We start from the raw sequence: 17433 nt of genomic DNA on the forward strand, positions 1-17433 counted from the left end.
TACATCAATCGGAAATGAATCCCTCTAACAAAATCCAAAAAATCATTTTCTGTTATTTTTGTTGTTTTTGTTATTTTTTATTTTGTACACAAAAACTCTCTTTTTAATTGACCAATTTACGGTAAATACCAAAAAGAGAGTAGAAAAAGTTAAGCAGATAAGTCGCGTAGATACATATATTTTTCTGTTACATCGCCTAATTTCTTATAATTTTTATGTTTGAGAATATCATATTTTTCCGATAAAAATGGATTTGCACCACGTATTTTTAAGATACACTGTTGCCCTTTTAAACTTGCTACTTCATCAGGGTCCATCAGATTACGCCCCAATTTTTGGAAGCTTTCATTGAATGAACCATTTGAACCTTTTGTCACACTGATATTTCGCTGTTCGATCGTCTCTTTCCCCAGTAGTTTAGAGATATATTCATGCGTACTTTGCTCCATTCCACCCAAGTATAAGAACACATCACTTGTACCAATGATGGTTTCCCAAGTATCCTTATACAATGTCTTTAACTGGCTGATATTTTGCAAGATCACATTCGTTGAAATTTCTCTACTTCGGATAACAGAAATCACTTTTTCAAAGTCGGGTATCTGTCCAATATTGGCAAATTCATCTAGGATACAACGTACATGACAAGGTAATCGTCCCTTATAGATATTATCCGCTTTGTACACGAGCATATCGAAAAGCTGCTGGTACATCATACTTGCTAAAAAGTTGAAACTTGTATCTGTATCTGGCAACAAGATGTACAGAATGGTTTTCTCATCGCCCACTGTATCTAGTTCCAACGTATCTTTTGAAACCAACTCTTTGATACTTGGAATATCAAATGGTGACATACGTACACCTAAACTCACTAAGATACTCTTCGTTGTCTTATCCCCAGATAATTTGAAGATTTTATATTGCGCTACAGCAAAATTCGTTGGATCTTTTTCTTCTAACTCATTGAATAAGACATCTAACGGACTGACAAAGCCTGGAACATCTTCTTCGATATCGGCTAACCGAACCAGTTCGATCACATTGCCTAGTGTGCGGTCTTCTTCCACCACTTCTTGGAGCAAATAACTGAAAATTGCCATAAGCAAAGCCGTTTCTGCCTTTTCCCAGAAATCATCGCCCCCTTTTTTGTTAGGGTTAGAGGTATTCTTGATCAGATTGTTCACGATTTTTAAGATATCATCTTCTGTTTTTATGTAATGGAATGGATTGTAGTGATGTGTATCCCGGCGATTGATCAAGTCGAATACTTTGATGTGGTAGCCTGCTTCTTCAAACATTTTTCCTGTTTCCGCCAATAATAACCCTTTCGAATCACTTACTACATAAGAAGAGTGCATCTGCATCAAATTCGGTTTTACGTAGAACCGTGTCTTATCACTCCCAGCACCTCCGACAACTACAACATTCTTATTTCGATTGAAATTGTCTTTGCCGGTTATCTTCATCCTGCCTGATAACGATAAACTTTCCGTCTTCGTCAATAAAATATTAAAATCTTTTTTCTTATCTATGAATGGGTAGATGTCCCGCGGTTTCCCCCAACGTGCACTTCCGTATTCTTCTCCTGGTCTGACATTCTTGTCGTCGAACACTTTATACAAGACAAATAATCCGTAAGCTAGAGTCAAAAAACCTCCTCCAGCTAATGATCGAGTATCAAAAGTAAAATGAAAGGAAACATTTGACAGTTCATCTATAGTCTGAAGAAATCCTGTCATCAGTTTATCTAAAAAAGAAAGCTCTTCTGATTTTTCAGCTAAAAATAAAAAACATGTTCGATTCCCTATATAAAGCAGTATGCTAATAATGACGATATGCAAGCTGATCCATGCATATTGTTTTTTTCTCAAGTTGAAACCTCCTTCTCTGATCGTTTTTTAACTCATTACTGGTTGTTCTACCTTTTTCTTCCTAGTGTTACTTTGAGTCGCTTCTCGTTTTTTTTGTTCTTCCTGTGCTACTTGCAGTGTTTGATTATTTCTCTGACTCGCTAGATTGGATTTTTCAACCGATGTATTCTTTAAATCAGAGAACGAGCGTAATACTTTTTTCTCGGCCACAGCTTCCGGCGTTCGCTGCTCACTTTTTACATTGACAGAATGAGTCGCTTCATTTTTGATCGCTTCTATTTTTGGCTGGCTTGGCCCCGCTTGATCTACTCGACTTTGAGAATTCTGTTCTCCTTTATGAGCTGGTTCCGTTACCTTAGGTCCTTCTACTTTTTGCGCTACCATTTCTGCCTGTGGCCGCTCAACTGCTGATTTGGCCACCTCCGTTCTTACTGGTTCCGGCGTTTTCTCTTTAGCAACGACTTGTTCTTTTGTTTCCACTTTCACAATTTCACTGATTTTTTCTTTATATTCTTGATTTAGTGACTGATGCTGTCCTTTTTCTTTATCTTTTTCATACCGCTTAACAATCATCTTTTCCCGATTGCGGACTTCCCGTCGAACAAGAAATTTTTGAATTGGTTTGAACACCAATTTATCCGCCAACAATACCGAACCACAAACGATGAATGAACCAGCCGCAAGAGCAAATGCATCAACCATGATTGAAGAAGTTAACATTGGGAATATTGCCGGCGCAATCGCCCCAGCAGTAAAGATCGCTCCAGCAGTCAAACCAACAATCAATGCGATTTTTATCTTATGACGCCACATATAATCAAGGGAACGCTTGGTCAAATTCCACGCACGCATTTTCAGAGATAATCGTTCCCCAGTCACAGGATTGAAGCCTTTATTCCGAAGTTTTCTTTGTTCTGGTGTTAATTTTCCGTCGATGTGTAGCGTTTTTTTCAATTGCGTAATTACTGGTGCTAATTTCGCAGCTACCGGTCGTATCGTATGTTTTGAAATGGTTTCTTGTGTGTTCGCTATTCTATTTTTTATTGGCGTATACACTTTGTCTTTAACGGGGGAAAGAACCTTTGCCTGCACCCTCTCCACAGCTTTATCTAAACCTTTAGCTGCTCGCGGAAACTTCTTTCGGGTCGCTTGAGAAAGTCTGTCCATTCCTCGTCCCAAAAGCTTTGGTCCTACATACAAAACTTTTTGTGCGACATACGTTCCTAGAATTGCTTGTTGGACTGCACTAATCCCCGCTGCTCCATTCATTATCAAAGTCGTTTCTGGCATGACTTGCGCTATAAAACCTGGAACGGCAGGCATTAAGAGAAATGGCGTAGCCCATGCAGCTTGCCTCCCGATAAGTGCATAGAATGACGGTCTTTTAAAAACATGATACCAACGATTGCTTAGCTCTTTATAGTCTATCTTTTTTAGTTCATTCGTCTTTTCAATCAGCTCAAGCGTATCTTTTTTTACTTGTTCGATTTCTTGTGACAGCATACTTTTATCTTTTGGTACTACTTTTTCGATATAGTCGTTTAATTTATTGTTATCTTGGAGAATACTCTTTAGATCATTTATGAGCTGCGTATCTTCCGCCATGGTAGCCTTGATATCCTTAAATCGATCTACTCTTTGTGTCTTAGATTTTCTATCAAGGAGAAAGTTATTCATCGGTGCTTTTTTTATTATTACCTCAGCGATCCGGACACGTTGTTCCAATAATTCGACTTGCTCCTTCAAATAAGGCCGATATGCCTCCATCAACTTTCCATCTACCTTCTGATCTGGTAAAGTCAATTCAGGTGTAGGCCGACTACGTTTTATTGCTGGGCTTTCCATCGCCTTTTGAACAGAGTGAGGACGCTTTAAATTAGGTCGCGGAAGCTTGATTTTAGGGTTCTCACTTCCATCCACTACGTGAAGCGCAGAGTACTCTCGTTTCAACTTAGGACGTGGCAGTTTGATTTTAGAGATTTCACTTCTATCAACGGAATAACTACGCGTTAACTTAGGCCGCTCTTGGATGTTCTCTTGAATGGATTGAGAACGATTTAGTTTAGGACGTGGAATGTTAAATTCTGATTGTCGAAGCAACAAATCAGAAGTATTTAATACTTTCGCAGGATCTGATACTGCAATATTTTCCAGTATTTCACTATGTGCTATGTAAACATTTTTTTCAAACGTCAATTTTTCCTTCATCTCTTGGACAGCGTCTAATTTTTGCTTTAAATCGCCTACAGACTCTTCATCCTTTGGAAGGTATTGCGAAAATGATGGCGTTCTTTCCAAACGTTGGACAGGCTCAACCGCTTTTTCTATGTTCGTAAGATCGTTCGTATTCCCCAGTTTTTCCACGATCTGGATTTCTACATTAGACAACTGAGCGATATTTTTTTCAGTATTCGTCAATGCTTCTTGGACGACTTTGTTTTCATGTTTTTTTAATTGACTAACTTCTCTTCGAAGCTTATCCACTTCTATTTCAAGACTTTTATTTTTCTCATTAAGTACACTACTCGCTCGCATGAATTCTGCTGATTTCAAACTAGTAAGATACGAGATATTTTGGTTAGAGGGATCTTTGATTGCTTGCTCGAGAGAAATAGTGTTTAATCCATTTTTAGCTGTTTCCAATTTTTGATTATTGATTTGATAATTTTTTTTGGCTTGAACCAAGTCAGCCATCAAATTTTTCTGTTTTTCTTCTAATACCTTTAAGTCAATCGTTTTACCTGTGGGTTGTAAAAAACTCTTCTTTTTTTCTAAACTTTCTTTTTCAACTAGCCAATCACTGATTTTTTTTTCTGTTTCTAAGTTCTGTAACTTAGTCGCTTTTAGTTCTTCAAAGCTTTCTAAGATATTCCCTATGGAAGGTGGTTTTTCGCCACTTGCTATTCTTAAAATCCGTTTGTTATGTTGCCCACCTTTCTCAGTCAAAAAAAGTTTGATAAAATCCTCAGTTAAATTAGACTGATTGATAAGATCATCTATCAGATTCCCTGATTTATCTTCTTCGTTCGTTCCCATTTCTTATCCCTTCTTTCTAAAGCTTACAGTGTATGATCACTTGCTAATATAGGAGATTTGGGAAGTGATTGGCTACTTTGCCCAGAACGCGTATGGACATTGTTGATTTTTTCCTTAAATGATTGTCGTTCTGATTGTTTGACATCCTGCTTTGTTAATTCATTCACAGGAGAATTTAGATTTCTTTCCACTTCAACAGCGGTTCTTGCCTTTCGTTCTTGGTACTTTTTATAGCCCCATTTTCCTAAAGGTTTGAGCATCCAATTATAAAGGACGGTTTTAGCTATCAATCCAGCTAACTTAAGTAGTCCCCATATCCCTTTTCCTAAGCATTCCAACATTTTACAATCATATAAAGTAAACATTTTTCTTCCTTCCTCTCTATAAATCATACTTTTGTTTAATGATAGACGAAAATAGTCATGATATCATTTCTATTTTTTCAAAATTATTAAAAATTTGACGAGCCAAAAAGCTAGGAGGAATACAAGCACTCCTCAAAGTTCGTCCAAAAGATAGGTGTCGGTACTTTAGAAATTTTCAAGATCTCCGATGTGATCCGCTCAAAATTCAATGAAAGATCAGTCAAGACCAAGTCATATTTATTCACGATTTGATAGTCGATAGCAAAGATATCTTTTTCATAAATATCAATATTTTTGAAAAAAGGATACTTGTTCAAAATCAGCTTTTTATATAGCAAGGCTAGACCGACTTCTTGTGTACTTAAAACCAAAATCGACTTTTCTTGTATTTTAGGTTCGATCATTCGCAACAGTTGAGGCGATGAGATGATCAGTTCTAAAAATAAATCTTTATGTAATAATTCACTTTGCTCGATAAAATGGAGTTCAGACGTGGCTAAGGCCAGATGATAGGCCTGCCAGATCTTTGGATTCGTCTTCATCATTTTCTGGTAAAAGATATCTGCATAACTTACTTTAAAGATCATCAATTCTTTATAGAAGTTGATATAGTCCAAAAAATAGTCCACTTTTCTTTTATTGACTGCGGAATCAATATTCAACAAGTAATAAAAATGCGTCAAAAATTTTTCGATTTTCGTAGGCATCGCCCCATACTCCCTTGGATTATCAGTAAATAGTAGCCCAAAATACGAGCTTATGACATTAGCCACATTGACTTTATTGACATTAAATTTATACTTTTGGTTCATCAAAGTACCGAAAACTGTATCATCGTGAATTATCTTATAGACCGTATCAACAACTTCTTCTTTATTGATCAATTCGATTGCAGGAATAAAATGCTTATTCCCCACACGAATGATCGAAACAAAAATATAATATACGGAATAAATGATTTTTGGCGTACTAGCTGCCTTTTTTTGTGTTTTTAAGCAACGTCGCAGCAATTGATAAATGGTGTCAAAATATGTAAACTCTTTTACTCGATACATTTCTTTGAACATACTGGCAAACAGCCGCCTGATCTTCGTTTCATTGCCAACGATAACTAACTTTGTATCTAAGTCTATCTGTATATCCATCTTCTCATGTAAAAAATATGTATTGATTTTTGTTACTATACGCCGAATACTTGTTTTACTTAGGAAAAGTTCTGTAGAAATATCATTTAACGTCGGTTCAGCGATAAAGATATGTTTTAAAATCTTGACATTGATCGAACTATTCAATATTTTCACATAAATATCATCTAAGTTGATATTCTTAGGAATCCTCAAAGATGCTTCTTTATAATGATTGATTCCAATATGTGCAGGAAAGCAAGAAACATTGAAATGATCAATATCAGCAGTAATCGTTTTATCGGTTATATTTAATTTTCTCGCCAGTTCACTAATATTAGAGGATTCAATATTTAACAAATAAAGTAAGGTAATTTGCCTTTCCAGTTGCTTTTCAAGTAACCCCATATCATTTTTCCCCTCTCTTTCAGAGCTATAGATGTATCGTACAGTCAATTCCTTTATTCCTCTGGAACTTTTTTTCTATTATCATAAATTTAAGTTTTAAGTACGAACATAAACTATGATATAATTTATGTTTTTTATTTCCATCAATGATAGAACGAGTATTCATTACAATACAAAAAAATAAAATAACATATATTAATATATAAAATAATTTTTTATTATTTAAAATTTGGAATTTTATTTTATATTTCGCCTATAAAAAAACACTTACATTGTTAAATAATTATGATAAAATAATATATATACTAAGAAATGAAAGGTGGCGAAAAAAGATTTTTGCTATTTAAAAATCTAAAAAAGATGACAAAAGAACCTAGTATACTTGAAAAATCTTCTGAAAGACAAATAAAATTAGCCTTGATTCTGGGTATGTCAGATAGCGATTGTGACACCTTAGCACAACAATTAAATATCACAAAAAAAACTTTATTGAGTGATGTTGTTTTTTTTAATCATACCTATTCACCGATTGCAATCAATATCGATCAATATCAAATTACCTCGTTAAACATACCAAGTGATCAGAATTTAGAAGACCTGATGAAACAAATTCTTAATCATTCAACAAATATTCAGATACTCAAACATATTTTTATAGAAGAAATAACTTTATCGAAACTTTCAGAAACACTGTTTTTAAGTGAAACAAGTATTCGGCGCATCATTTTAAAGATCAACACTTATTTTAAAAGTAAGAAATTGCCTATAAGCATCCACCTAACAACAAAACCAAAAATCATTGGAGATGAAATTTTTATTCGGCACTTTTTTTGCAGCATGTTTCGGGAGTTATATCCACCGCAACATCTCCCTCATTTTGAACACCTATTTGAAATTTTGAAACGTTATTATGAAAAAAGCAATTCTGCCACTGATATCAGTACATATAAATTGATTTTGAATAGTTATTATTTCTATATTTCACTTATCCGTATCGGGCATCATCATTTAGTAGACGTATCTCCAACTGAAAATTGTAGTACAACCTCCATATTTTTTGATTTACTACAAAAAAATACTGTCCTATGTTCAATCATCGAAAAGAATTATCAATGTAAGATCACTAGAGCAGCAATTCAAGACATCATTCAATCTGGGATATATTTATTCGAAAATCGTGCTGACAACCATAAAAAAAATGAATGGGATCAATTACATACATTAGCGCAACGCTTTTATACTCAATTAAATATAATTGCTCCTTTATCTACTGAAGAGAAACAACAGTTGCAAGATTTTCTTCACTTCAATCAGGAGTTACAATCGTTCAAAACAACTTACATAGAAATCCTATCCGATCTTTTAATCAAGCATTCACCGAAACTTCTAGTTGCTTACGATACAGCTATAGAAGAAGCCGGACTTACAAACATTAAAAAGAACCATTTTCTGTATGAAGAGTTACTGCTGGAATTGATCACTTTATCCCCTCAACTATTGGCGACTTTATTTCCACATAAAGCACATTTTTCGATCTTGATCATTTCCTATCAAGAAGAACGAATTTTATCCTTTTACAAGCAACTTTTATTAAAGAAATTGCCCGCATTGCATTCAATTGATACATACAAGGGAAATATCTTCAAACTAGATTACCAAGAAATCAATCAATATGACTTAATCTTAACGGATATCGAACTAAATAAGAGTCGAATAACCACACAGATGCTAAAAATTTCCAAAGTACCTATTTCTTCTTTTTGGAACAATTTAGAAGAAATCCTTTATACCTGACACATCCATTGGTCAAAAGAACTAGCAAAAACCTATGGATAGTATAAAAAAGTCGGACAGAATAGCTCCGGTAACTAAGAAGGGGTTCACAGAATTTGCTTTTCAAATTTTTGTGAATCCCTTCTTAGATTTTTCTCGTTCCTTATATATCACTCCTACCTATAATTGATTTTATAAATTTTCCTTGCGTTTTAATTTTAACAATGTTAAATTAAAATAAATAATATTAATAAAAGGAGAGTAACCTAAATGGATTGGTTTTTCACTTTAGAAACTGAAGAACAAGAATTCATCAAAAAATTCTTATTCGCTTCAGGTTCCTTAAAGCAATTAGCAAAAGATTATCAAGTTAGTTATCCGACTGTCAGATTAAGATTGGACCGATTGATCGAGAAGATAAAATTATCTGAAGAAAACAATGATTCTTTTGAAATTGCAATCATGGAGATGGTTATTAATGAAAAACTATCCTTAGAATTAGCAAAAGAAATCTTAATAAAACATAAGGAGAGTAACCATGAATAATATTTTAGAGCTTTTATTGATTGTTTTAGTCATTGCTTTTCAAACGCTGTCAGGATATTTAGGAAAAAAATATTTAGGGGCAATCTTACCGGTGATTTTTAGTGGCTTAGTTGTCTATATTGTCATTAGTGGTCACTGGGATCTCTCTTTTAAAAATATTTTGATGCCTTTCGTTGGTTTGATCGCGCTGATCTGTATGTATGAAGGCGGAAAAGAGTCGAAGAAAAAGAAACTCGCAAAAGAATTAGAAAAAATGAAAGCAAAAGATATCCTTAAGCGATAACAATAAAAAAATACGCCACCTAACTTCGACATTCTAAAGTTAGACGGCGTATTGCTTTTTCATTATCTCATGGTTACAAACTCTTCAGCACCTGTAGGATGGATTGCTACAGTATTATCAAAATCGGCTTTTGTTGCTCCCATCTTGATAGCTACAGCAAATCCTTGGAGCATTTCATCTACACCAACACCGATTGCGTGTAAGCCAATGATTTTTTCTTCTTTACCTACACAAATCAATTTCATTTCACATTTCTGACGATAATCATTCAATGCAAAATACATAGGTGTGAAGCGGGAGCGATAGACTTTGATTGCTTCTTCTCCGTACTCCTCGATTGCTTCTTTTTCTGTCACACCGATCGTTGCAATCGGTGGATGCGTAAAGATGACCGTTGGTACCAAGTTATAGTCTAAATACGAATCAGCTTTACCATTGAATAAACGTTCAGATAAACGACGTCCTGCAGCAATCGCTACTGGTGTCAATTCAATTTTCCCAATAACATCTCCAACAGCAAAAATATGGCTATCTGTTGTGTTTTGGTATTTATCAACTACGATAAATCCTTTTTCATCTAATTGGACTTGCGTATTCTCCAAGCCAAGTTTCGCCGTATTCGGTACACGACCACCAGCAAATAGGACACAATCCCCTGTCAATTTTTCGCCATTTTCAAATACGACAGTATAGTCATTCTCATTTTTAATGATTTCTTTGGCCACATAGTGTGCATAGGTTTGAATCCCAGCTTCTTGGTACATCTCTACTAAGTTATCAGATAACATTTGGTCAAATGTACGTAGCGGGCGTTCTTTGCGGTATGCCCACATTACTTTGCTCCCTAAGCCGCGAAAGACTCCTGAAAGCTCCGCTGCAATATATCCAGCACCTAAAACAATTGCTCGTTTTGGTAGTTCTGTCAATTCAAAGAAGCCATTTGAATCAATCGCATACTCGCCCCCAGGAATACTCATCTTGCTAGGTTTTCCGCCTGTAGCGATCAAAATTTTTTCTGCTTGATATATTTCGCCATTTACTTCCACTGTTTGGCTATCGACAAATGTTGCATATCCTTTGATTGCATCAACATGATTACTATCCAACCCACGTTGATACGCTCCATGTAAAAATTCGATGTACTTTTCACGTCGTTCAACTAATTCTTTGAAGCTTACCTTTTTTAGATCCGCTTGGATGCCATAACTTGGAGCATCTCGTTCGATCGTTTCTAAAATCGTACTTGCTTGCCACATGACCTTTTTAGGTACACAGCCGACATTTACGCAAGTGCCACCTAATTCATTTCCTTCAATCAATAAGACTCTTGCACCATGCATTCCTGCACGATTTGCTGAGGCAATCCCACCTGAACCACCACCGACGACTATATAATCATAAGTTTCCATGTTATACCTCCCGATTTAAAAGGATCATGTCAATAATGATCTCTTAGATAACAGCTTAAACACGCTATGAATGCTCTTTCACAAGCTTTATCCTTACAAAAAATAAGTGTAACACGTTTTACTAAATAATAGGTTTCAAATGCTCAGCTTGTCATGCCTCCGCTATTATTTTCTTTTACGGATCATGTCACCTGGCTTAACTGGTTGAGCTACTGGCATCGTTAGGATCATCATTGGGTTAGGCGCGCGATCAATGGACTCTCCTTCATCATTATACATTACTTCCACTGGTTGGCTGAAATGTGTAAACCCTGGTCCATAAAATTCAATTTCATCGCCTACAGAAAAAAGATTTCTTTGACGGATCGTTGCAATCTTTGTTTCTGCATCATAAGACAATACTTCACCAACGAATTTATAAACAGGGATCTTGCGACGTTCCCCAAATAATTGTTCATTTTCACTTGGTGTATTGTAGTAAAAACCAGTAGCAAGCTCTCGTTGTGCCACTTTCCATAACTCATCGATCCATTCTTGTTTACATACATAGTTATCTGGATCTTCCATGTAACTATCCACTGCTGCTTTATAGACATTCGAAACAGTTGATACATAATGGATCGATTTCATCCGTCCTTCGATTTTGAAACTATCGACCCCATTCTCGATCAATTCGGGGATATGTTCGATCATTGACATGTCGACTGCACTCATCGAAAATTCTTCTTCGATTTCTCCAGAATCAGTCAAGCTGTTTCTCTCTTGACCAAATGGCATATCGAACAGTCCATATTTCCAACGGCATGATTGAGAACAGCCACCGCGGTTTGCATCACGCATCGACATGTGGTTAGACAATGTACAACGTCCAGAATAAGAAATACACATTGCACCATGAATGAACGCTTCAATTTCAATGTCTGTATTTTTACGGATCTCTGCGACTTCTTCCATTGAAACTTCGCGTGCCAAGACGACACGTTCTAATCCTTCTTCTTTCCAGAATTCAAGCGTTTCAAAGTTGGTTGCAGAGGCTTGGGTAGAAAGATGGATAGGTAGACCAGGTGCTTCCGTTGCACAAATCTCGATTAAGGCAGGGTCTGAAACGATCACCGCTGAAATGCCAACATCACGCAGACTTCTAAAAAATTCTCCTGCTCCCTCTTCGTTTCCTTCATGAGTGACCATATTCGCAGCAACATATACTTTTGCATCATGTTCTTTGGCAAAAGCAACACCTTCAGCCATTTCTTCATAGGTGAAATTACCGGCACGACTCCGCAAACCATAAGCATTACCGCCAATGTACACAGCATCTGCACCATAATGGATCGCTGTTTTTAATTTTTCAAGTGTTCCTGCCGGAGCTAAGACTTCCGGACGTTTTAATTTTCGTTTTGTTGTCATTTTTCTTTTGTCTACTCCTTACTTGATGGCTTCAGGATCAATATAAAAGAAGCCTGTATCTAATTCACGATTTGTTGGATGTAATTCGTTGATTGCAGCACAAATTGCTTCAGCTTGTTCTTTATTCCATGAATCAGCAAGTAGCAAGTCTTTGGCTTTTACAAATTCTTGTGTGATCTTTACAAAATTTACTCCTGGTGTAAATAATCCGTCTAATTTCCATGTACGGAAGTGATGCGCATAAAGTTCACCCAATTCTTTGGAAAGATTTAGATCGTTGCTTGCAAAAATATGTGTACCATGTGTATCTTCATAAATGGAATAATGTGTTTCTTCTTTTTTAGGTTCAGAAAGAAAGAGCCCTCTGTCACGGTCTGCTCGCTCCTCTTGCTTCGTAAAATGATAATAATTTTGTAAAAGCGGCCGTTTCGATTGATGGATACATGTAGCACCATACACGAGTACTTCGACAGGAATCGTCAATTTCTCTTCCATTTTTTTCATTTCTTCAAACGGAACTTCACGTGCCAGTACTGCACCAGTCGCTCCTTTTTTCGCCCAAAAGTTGATTTGTCTTGCACTTGTAACCAATGTTTCTGCGTCAAATATATATGGAATACTCAATTCAGGGTATTTTTTCATTGTATAAATAATCCCAGTATCGCCCACCGTGATCTTATCGACCCCGATTTCTTTTAGAAATTTCAGGTATTCTGGAACTTTTTTCATTTTTTCAGGATGGATAATGCCATTCACCGCAATATTTGCTTGTTTGCCATATTGATGAGCCAATTCAACTAATTGGCGTTGTTCTTCTCTCGAGAATGACGCGGGTAATCTTAGGCCAAATAACTCTTCGCCAAAATATAAAGTGTCCGTCCCAGCTTCAATCAGCTCTTTCGCTTGTTCAAAAGATTCTACAGTAGTTATGATTTCGATCATTAGTTCCTCCTCCTACAACTCCATAATAGTAGCATAGCTTAAAAAACTTTCCAATACTTCTTATATTTATTGTTGGATTTTTGAAAATCTCTTCACAAGAAAAACTGCACATAATAAAAAAGAACGGCTATTATCTCTCCACGTAATGTTTACGTTAGGAGAGATAAAAAACCGCTCTTTTTAATCATTAGGATTCAATTGTTGCCTTTTTTGGTAAGCGAACGTTTAAAGTGATTTTCCCTTTCGAGGCGCCCACTGTGACTTGATCGCCTAAATGGATCTCGCCACCTAGTAAAGCTTCACTTAAACGATCTTCTACTTCTTTTTGTAGGGCGCGACGGATCGGACGAGCACCATACTCAGGATCAAATCCCGCTTTACCAATCACATCAACTGCTGCCGGTGTGATTTTCACTTGAATATCTTGGTCTTTTAATCGTTTGACGATCGCACGACTCATGATCTCAACAATCGCATGAATTTCTTCTTTGCTTAGAGAATGGAATACTACCGTTTCATCGATACGGTTCAAGAATTCTGGACGGAACGTTTTCTTCAATTCCTCTAAAATACGTTTTTGCATGGCTTTATGATCTTTTGTAATATCTTGGACATTGAAGCCAACATTCTTTTCTTCTCGAATTTGTGTCGCTCCAATATTTGAAGTCATGATCATGATCGTATTTCGAAAATCAACTTTTCGGCCTTTAGAATCTGTTAAGTGACCATCATCTAGTACTTGTAATAACAGATTGAAAACATCTGGATGGGCTTTTTCCACTTCATCTAATAGAATCACCGAATAAGGTTTTTGGCGGATTTTTTCTGTCAATTGTCCACCTTCATCATACCCAACATATCCTGGAGGTGAACCAATTAGACGACTTGTGCTGTATTTTTCCATAAATTCAGACATATCCACACGAATCAACGAGTTTTCATCGCCAAACATCACTTCTGATAATGCTTTAGCCAACTCCGTTTTACCGACACCCGTTGGTCCTAAGAACATGAATGAGCCTATCGGACGATTAGGGTCTTTCAGTCCACTACGAGCACGTCGGATCGCACGCGACACTGCCTTAACTGCTTCATCTTGTCCAACTACACGTTCATGTAGTAATGCTTCTAGTTCTAATAACCGCTGACTTTCCTTCTTTTCCAACTGTTGAAGTGGGACACCTGTCCATTCGGAAACGACAGTCGCCACATCCTCTTCAGTTACACGGTTCGCATAACCATTTTCGTGTTTTTCTTCAAGCAATAATAACTTATCTAGTTTTTTACGCATTGCTTTTTCTTGTCTGCGGAATTGAGCTGCCGTTTCAAAGTCTTGTTTCTGGATAGCTCGTTCTTTTTCTTTCACAAAAGTATCGATTTCTAACTTGACCATCGCCGATTTAGATAGATCATCTGTCTGATCTAAACGAACTTTTGCAGCTGATTCATCGATCAAATCAATCGCTTTGTCGGGTAATTGTCGGGAAGTGATATAACGTACAGAGAGATTGACAGCAGAACGTACAGCTTCATCTGTGATTTCTACATTATGATGTTCTTCATATCTTGAGCGTAGTCCGCGCAAGATTTCTTCTGCTTCCTCCGGTGTTGGTTCATCCACTTGAATACGGGCAAAACGTCTTTCCAATGCTGAGTCTTTTTCAATGTACTTTTGGTATTCATCTAAAGTCGTTGCACCGATCGTCTGTAACTCACCACGAGCTAACGCTGGTTTCAAAATGTTCGAAGCATCAATTGCGCCTTCTGCTCCACCAGCACCGATCAGCGTATGCAACTCATCAATAAATAAGATCACTTGGCCATCATTATAAATTTCATCAATGACTTTTTTCATTCGATCTTCAAATTCACCACGATACTTTGTACCCGCAACTAATGAGCCCATATCGAGCATCATCAAGCGTTTTTCCTGCATCTCTTCAGGCACTTCACCCAAGATGATCTTTTGTGCAAGTCCTTCCGCAATAGCTGTTTTACCTACACCAGGTTCACCCACTAATACTGGATTATTTTTAGTGCGGCGGCTAAGGATTTGGATCAAGCGTTTTACTTCTCTTGAACGTCCTACTACTGGATCTAATTTGCCTTCTTTAGCTAGTTGCGTTAAATCTCTTGCTAAAGAATCCAAAGTTGGTGTACCTTTTACCATTTGGCGCTTCTCTTGTGGGTTTCGACGACGTAGTCCACCATTACGAGTATCATTTTTCAAGCCCATTTTTTGTTTCAGTGATTGGCGTACTTTCGTTAAACTGATTCCTAAATTGATCATGATACGAGCAGCCATGATGCTTTCATCCTTCAACAGACTAGACAAAATATGCTCTGTACCGACTTTTTGCGAACCCATTTTCTTTACTTCGCTATTCGCCAATGCAAATATTTGTTTCATCCTTGGGGAATATGGAAGAAATACACCCTGAGGATACGAATTGACCATCCCATAACCAATTAAATGTTCGATCTCTTCATAAATATCCGTTTCGTTAAGCCCCACTTCTCGCAAGACTTTCCCAGCGATACCATTTGGTTCGAGTACTAAGGCTAACAAGATATGCTCAGAACTAACAGACTGATGTTTGAATTTTTTTGCTTCTTTTTGCGCAATTTCTAATACTTGTTGCGCTCTTTCTGTAAAAAGTTCTTCCATTTATGTTCACTTCCCATCTTCATAACTTAAACGTTCTAAAAAGGCTCGAAGAATCCTAGCACGTGTATAGTCTTCTAATTCACTAAAATTAAGTGTACTTTTAGCAATTGCACTTAACATTAAATTTCCTTCTTTTTTTGAAATCATTTGATCTTCATATAGCTTTTGGATAATCGCAAACGCATTTTTTTCACTGATCGTTTCATCAAACAGCTGATTGATTTGTTCCAGCATATGTCTTTTATCAGAAATCCTTACTTTTGCAATACGTATATAGCCTCCGCCACCCCGCTTACTTTCAACTAGATATCCACGTTGAATCGTAAATCTCGTATTGATGACATAGTTGATTTGAGAAGGAACGCAATTAAAGAGGTCTGCCATTTCAATCCTACGAATCTCAATCATTTCATTATCTTCCAAAATTTTCTTTATATAAGATTCAATTAAATCCGAGGTATTCTGATGTGCCATCTTACTCATTCCTTTGACTAATATTGACCTTAATTATAACGAATTTAATATCAGAAAGAAAGAAGAATGACTTTTCTTCATCTTTACCTTAGTATTTATTAAAATATATAAAAAAAATACGGAATAAACCATTCCGTATTAACGCGCCCAAGAGGAGTCGAACCCCTAACCTTTTGATCCGTAGTCAAACACTCTATCCAGTTGAGCTATGGGCGCATATTCAGTTCATTCAAATTATAAATCAACTTGAAAGTAAAAGCAATTAAAAACAAAAAATCGGGAAGACAGGATTCGAACCTGCGACCCCTTGGTCCCAAACCAAGTGCTCTACCAAGCTGAGCTACTTCCCGAAGATATAAAAAAGACTACGCGCCCAAGAGGAGTCGAACCCCTAACCTTTTGATCCGTAGTCAAACACTCTATCCAGTTGAGCTATGGGCGCATATTTGTAATGCCGAGGACCGGAATCGAACCGGTACGGTGATCACTCACCGCAGGATTTTAAGTCCTGTGCGTCTGCCAGTTCCGCCACCCCGGCGTATTGCTTTGGCAAAGCGGAAAACGGGGTTCGAACCCGCGACCCCCACCTTGGCAAGGTGGTGCTCTACCACTGAGCTATTTCCGCGTGGTTATGATGCCGGCTAAAGGATTTGAACCCTCGACCCTCTGATTACAAATCAGATGCTCTACCAACTGAGCTAAGCCGGCATGTGTAAAATCATATAATGCGGGTGAAGGGACTTGAACCCCCACGCCGTAAGGCGCTAGATCCTAAATCTAGTGCGTCTGCCAATTCCGCCACACCCGCAAAAAATATGAGCCGTACAGGGCTCGAACCTGTGACCCTCTGATTAAAAGTCAGATGCTCTACCAACTGAGCTAACGGCTCATATGGAGGTTAACGGGATCGAACCGCTGACCCTCTGCTTGTAAGGCAGATGCTCTCCCAGCTGAGCTAAACCTCCATAAGATAATTCAAGCGTGGCGACGTCCTACTCTCACAAGGGGCAACCCCTCACTACAATCGGCGCTAAGAAGCTTAACTTCTGTGTTCGGCATGGTTACAGGTGTATCCTTCTCGCTATCGCCACCACACTGTGGTGTTATCTTTTATTGAGTTTGCATTT

General features: G+C 37.2%; 12 protein-coding genes, 9 tRNA genes and 1 rRNA gene. 3 read left to right on the plus strand and 19 right to left on the minus strand.

Annotated elements, in window-relative coordinates; genetic code table 11:
- Positions 1-149: 149 nt before the first annotated feature.
- From CJZ72_RS04715 to CJZ72_RS04730, 4 genes are all read right to left on the minus strand, one after another.
- A complete protein-coding gene (locus CJZ72_RS04715; RefSeq protein ID WP_095443660.1) occupies positions 150-1871 on the minus strand; it encodes a VirD4-like conjugal transfer protein, CD1115 family in 1722 nt (573 codons plus the stop codon).
- Between the two features lie 27 nt (positions 1872-1898).
- Complete coding sequence (locus tag CJZ72_RS04720) at positions 1899-4907, minus strand: hypothetical protein (protein WP_095443661.1); 3009 nt, start codon at positions 4905-4907, stop codon at positions 1899-1901.
- A gap of 23 nt (positions 4908-4930) precedes the next feature.
- Positions 4931-5272 carry a hypothetical protein gene (locus CJZ72_RS04725; RefSeq protein WP_081135082.1) on the minus strand — a complete coding sequence of 114 codons (342 nt, stop codon included), beginning with the start codon at positions 5270-5272 and terminating at the stop codon, positions 4931-4933.
- Between the two features lie 110 nt (positions 5273-5382).
- Complete coding sequence (locus tag CJZ72_RS04730; protein ID WP_081135080.1) at positions 5383-6804, minus strand: helix-turn-helix domain-containing protein; 1422 nt, start codon at positions 6802-6804, stop codon at positions 5383-5385.
- A gap of 360 nt (positions 6805-7164) precedes the next feature.
- Between CJZ72_RS04730 and CJZ72_RS04735 the strand changes: the two genes are divergently transcribed.
- From CJZ72_RS04735 to CJZ72_RS04745, 3 genes are all read left to right on the plus strand, one after another.
- The gene (locus CJZ72_RS04735; RefSeq protein WP_232509783.1) at positions 7165-8598 is read left to right on the plus strand and encodes a helix-turn-helix domain-containing protein; all 1434 of its coding nucleotides are present in this window, start codon (positions 7165-7167) and stop codon (positions 8596-8598) included.
- A 249-nt stretch (positions 8599-8847) separates the two neighbouring features.
- Positions 8848-9123: a DUF2089 family protein gene (locus CJZ72_RS04740; RefSeq protein WP_005881150.1), complete on the plus strand. Its 276-nt coding sequence runs from the start codon at positions 8848-8850 to the stop codon at positions 9121-9123.
- Positions 9116-9406 carry a hypothetical protein gene (locus CJZ72_RS04745; protein WP_095443662.1) on the plus strand — a complete coding sequence of 97 codons (291 nt, stop codon included), beginning with the start codon at positions 9116-9118 and terminating at the stop codon, positions 9404-9406. Before CJZ72_RS04740 ends, CJZ72_RS04745 begins: the two co-directional genes overlap by 8 nt.
- A gap of 62 nt (positions 9407-9468) precedes the next feature.
- On the opposite strand, the gene gor is transcribed toward CJZ72_RS04745, so the two are convergent.
- The 15 genes from gor to rrf all read right to left on the minus strand — a co-directional run bounded on the left by gor (position 9469) and on the right by rrf (position 17401).
- Positions 9469-10815: a glutathione-disulfide reductase gene (gene gor / locus CJZ72_RS04750; RefSeq protein WP_081135794.1), complete on the minus strand. Its 1347-nt coding sequence runs from the start codon at positions 10813-10815 to the stop codon at positions 9469-9471.
- Between the two features lie 165 nt (positions 10816-10980).
- Positions 10981-12222, minus strand: a complete 1242-nt coding sequence (locus CJZ72_RS04755; RefSeq protein WP_005881157.1) for a peptidase U32 family protein — start codon at positions 12220-12222, stop codon at positions 10981-10983.
- A gap of 18 nt (positions 12223-12240) precedes the next feature.
- Positions 12241-13164, minus strand: a complete 924-nt coding sequence (locus CJZ72_RS04760) for a peptidase U32 family protein (protein ID WP_081135796.1) — start codon at positions 13162-13164, stop codon at positions 12241-12243.
- Between the two features lie 187 nt (positions 13165-13351).
- Positions 13352-15832 (minus strand): ATP-dependent Clp protease ATP-binding subunit, encoded by a 2481-nt coding sequence (locus CJZ72_RS04765; protein ID WP_016177798.1) that lies wholly within the window; start codon positions 15830-15832, stop codon positions 13352-13354.
- Positions 15833-15838: 6 nt separating this feature from the next.
- Positions 15839-16306 (minus strand): CtsR family transcriptional regulator, encoded by a 468-nt coding sequence (locus tag CJZ72_RS04770; protein WP_005881164.1) that lies wholly within the window; start codon positions 16304-16306, stop codon positions 15839-15841.
- A 142-nt stretch (positions 16307-16448) separates the two neighbouring features.
- Positions 16449-16522: transfer RNA gene (locus tag CJZ72_RS04775), tRNA-Arg, on the minus strand.
- Positions 16523-16582: 60 nt separating this feature from the next.
- Positions 16583-16656: transfer RNA gene (locus CJZ72_RS04780), tRNA-Pro, on the minus strand.
- Between the two features lie 18 nt (positions 16657-16674).
- A tRNA-Arg gene (locus CJZ72_RS04785) sits at positions 16675-16748 on the minus strand.
- Positions 16749-16758: 10 nt separating this feature from the next.
- Positions 16759-16844, minus strand: a tRNA-Leu gene (locus CJZ72_RS04790).
- Between the two features lie 15 nt (positions 16845-16859).
- Positions 16860-16931: transfer RNA gene (locus tag CJZ72_RS04795), tRNA-Gly, on the minus strand.
- Between the two features lie 10 nt (positions 16932-16941).
- Positions 16942-17014: transfer RNA gene (locus CJZ72_RS04800), tRNA-Thr, on the minus strand.
- Between the two features lie 18 nt (positions 17015-17032).
- Positions 17033-17114 (minus strand) — tRNA-Leu (locus CJZ72_RS04805).
- An 8-nt stretch (positions 17115-17122) separates the two neighbouring features.
- Positions 17123-17195: transfer RNA gene (locus tag CJZ72_RS04810), tRNA-Lys, on the minus strand.
- A 3-nt stretch (positions 17196-17198) separates the two neighbouring features.
- Positions 17199-17271, minus strand: a tRNA-Val gene (locus CJZ72_RS04815).
- 14 nt (positions 17272-17285) lie between these two features.
- Positions 17286-17401 (minus strand): 5S ribosomal RNA (rrf, locus tag CJZ72_RS04820).
- Between the last annotated feature and the right edge of the window lie 32 nt (positions 17402-17433).

This window comes from Enterococcus durans, from assembly GCF_002277935.1.
GTDB classification, from domain to species: Bacteria; Bacillota; Bacilli; order Lactobacillales; family Enterococcaceae; genus Enterococcus_B; species Enterococcus_B durans.

Coding starts and splice junctions, on each gene's coding strand:
- CJZ72_RS04720 (WP_095443661.1), bottom strand. CDS start 4,907: ATGGGAACGAACGAAGAAGATAAATCAGGGAATCTGATAGATGATCTT.
- CJZ72_RS04725 (WP_081135082.1), bottom strand. CDS start 5,272: ATGTTTACTTTATATGATTGTAAAATGTTGGAATGCTTAGGAAAAGGG.
- CJZ72_RS04730 (WP_081135080.1), bottom strand. CDS start 6,804: ATGGGGTTACTTGAAAAGCAACTGGAAAGGCAAATTACCTTACTTTAT.
- CJZ72_RS04735 (WP_232509783.1), top strand. CDS start 7,165: ATGACAAAAGAACCTAGTATACTTGAAAAATCTTCTGAAAGACAAATA.
- CJZ72_RS04740 (WP_005881150.1), top strand. CDS start 8,848: ATGGATTGGTTTTTCACTTTAGAAACTGAAGAACAAGAATTCATCAAA.
- CJZ72_RS04745 (WP_095443662.1), top strand. CDS start 9,116: ATGAATAATATTTTAGAGCTTTTATTGATTGTTTTAGTCATTGCTTTT.
- gor (WP_081135794.1), bottom strand. CDS start 10,815: ATGGAAACTTATGATTATATAGTCGTCGGTGGTGGTTCAGGTGGGATT.
- CJZ72_RS04755 (WP_005881157.1), bottom strand. CDS start 12,222: ATGACAACAAAACGAAAATTAAAACGTCCGGAAGTCTTAGCTCCGGCA.
- CJZ72_RS04760 (WP_081135796.1), bottom strand. CDS start 13,164: ATGATCGAAATCATAACTACTGTAGAATCTTTTGAACAAGCGAAAGAG.
- CJZ72_RS04765 (WP_016177798.1), bottom strand. CDS start 15,832: ATGGAAGAACTTTTTACAGAAAGAGCGCAACAAGTATTAGAAATTGCG.
- CJZ72_RS04770 (WP_005881164.1), bottom strand. CDS start 16,306: ATGGCACATCAGAATACCTCGGATTTAATTGAATCTTATATAAAGAAA.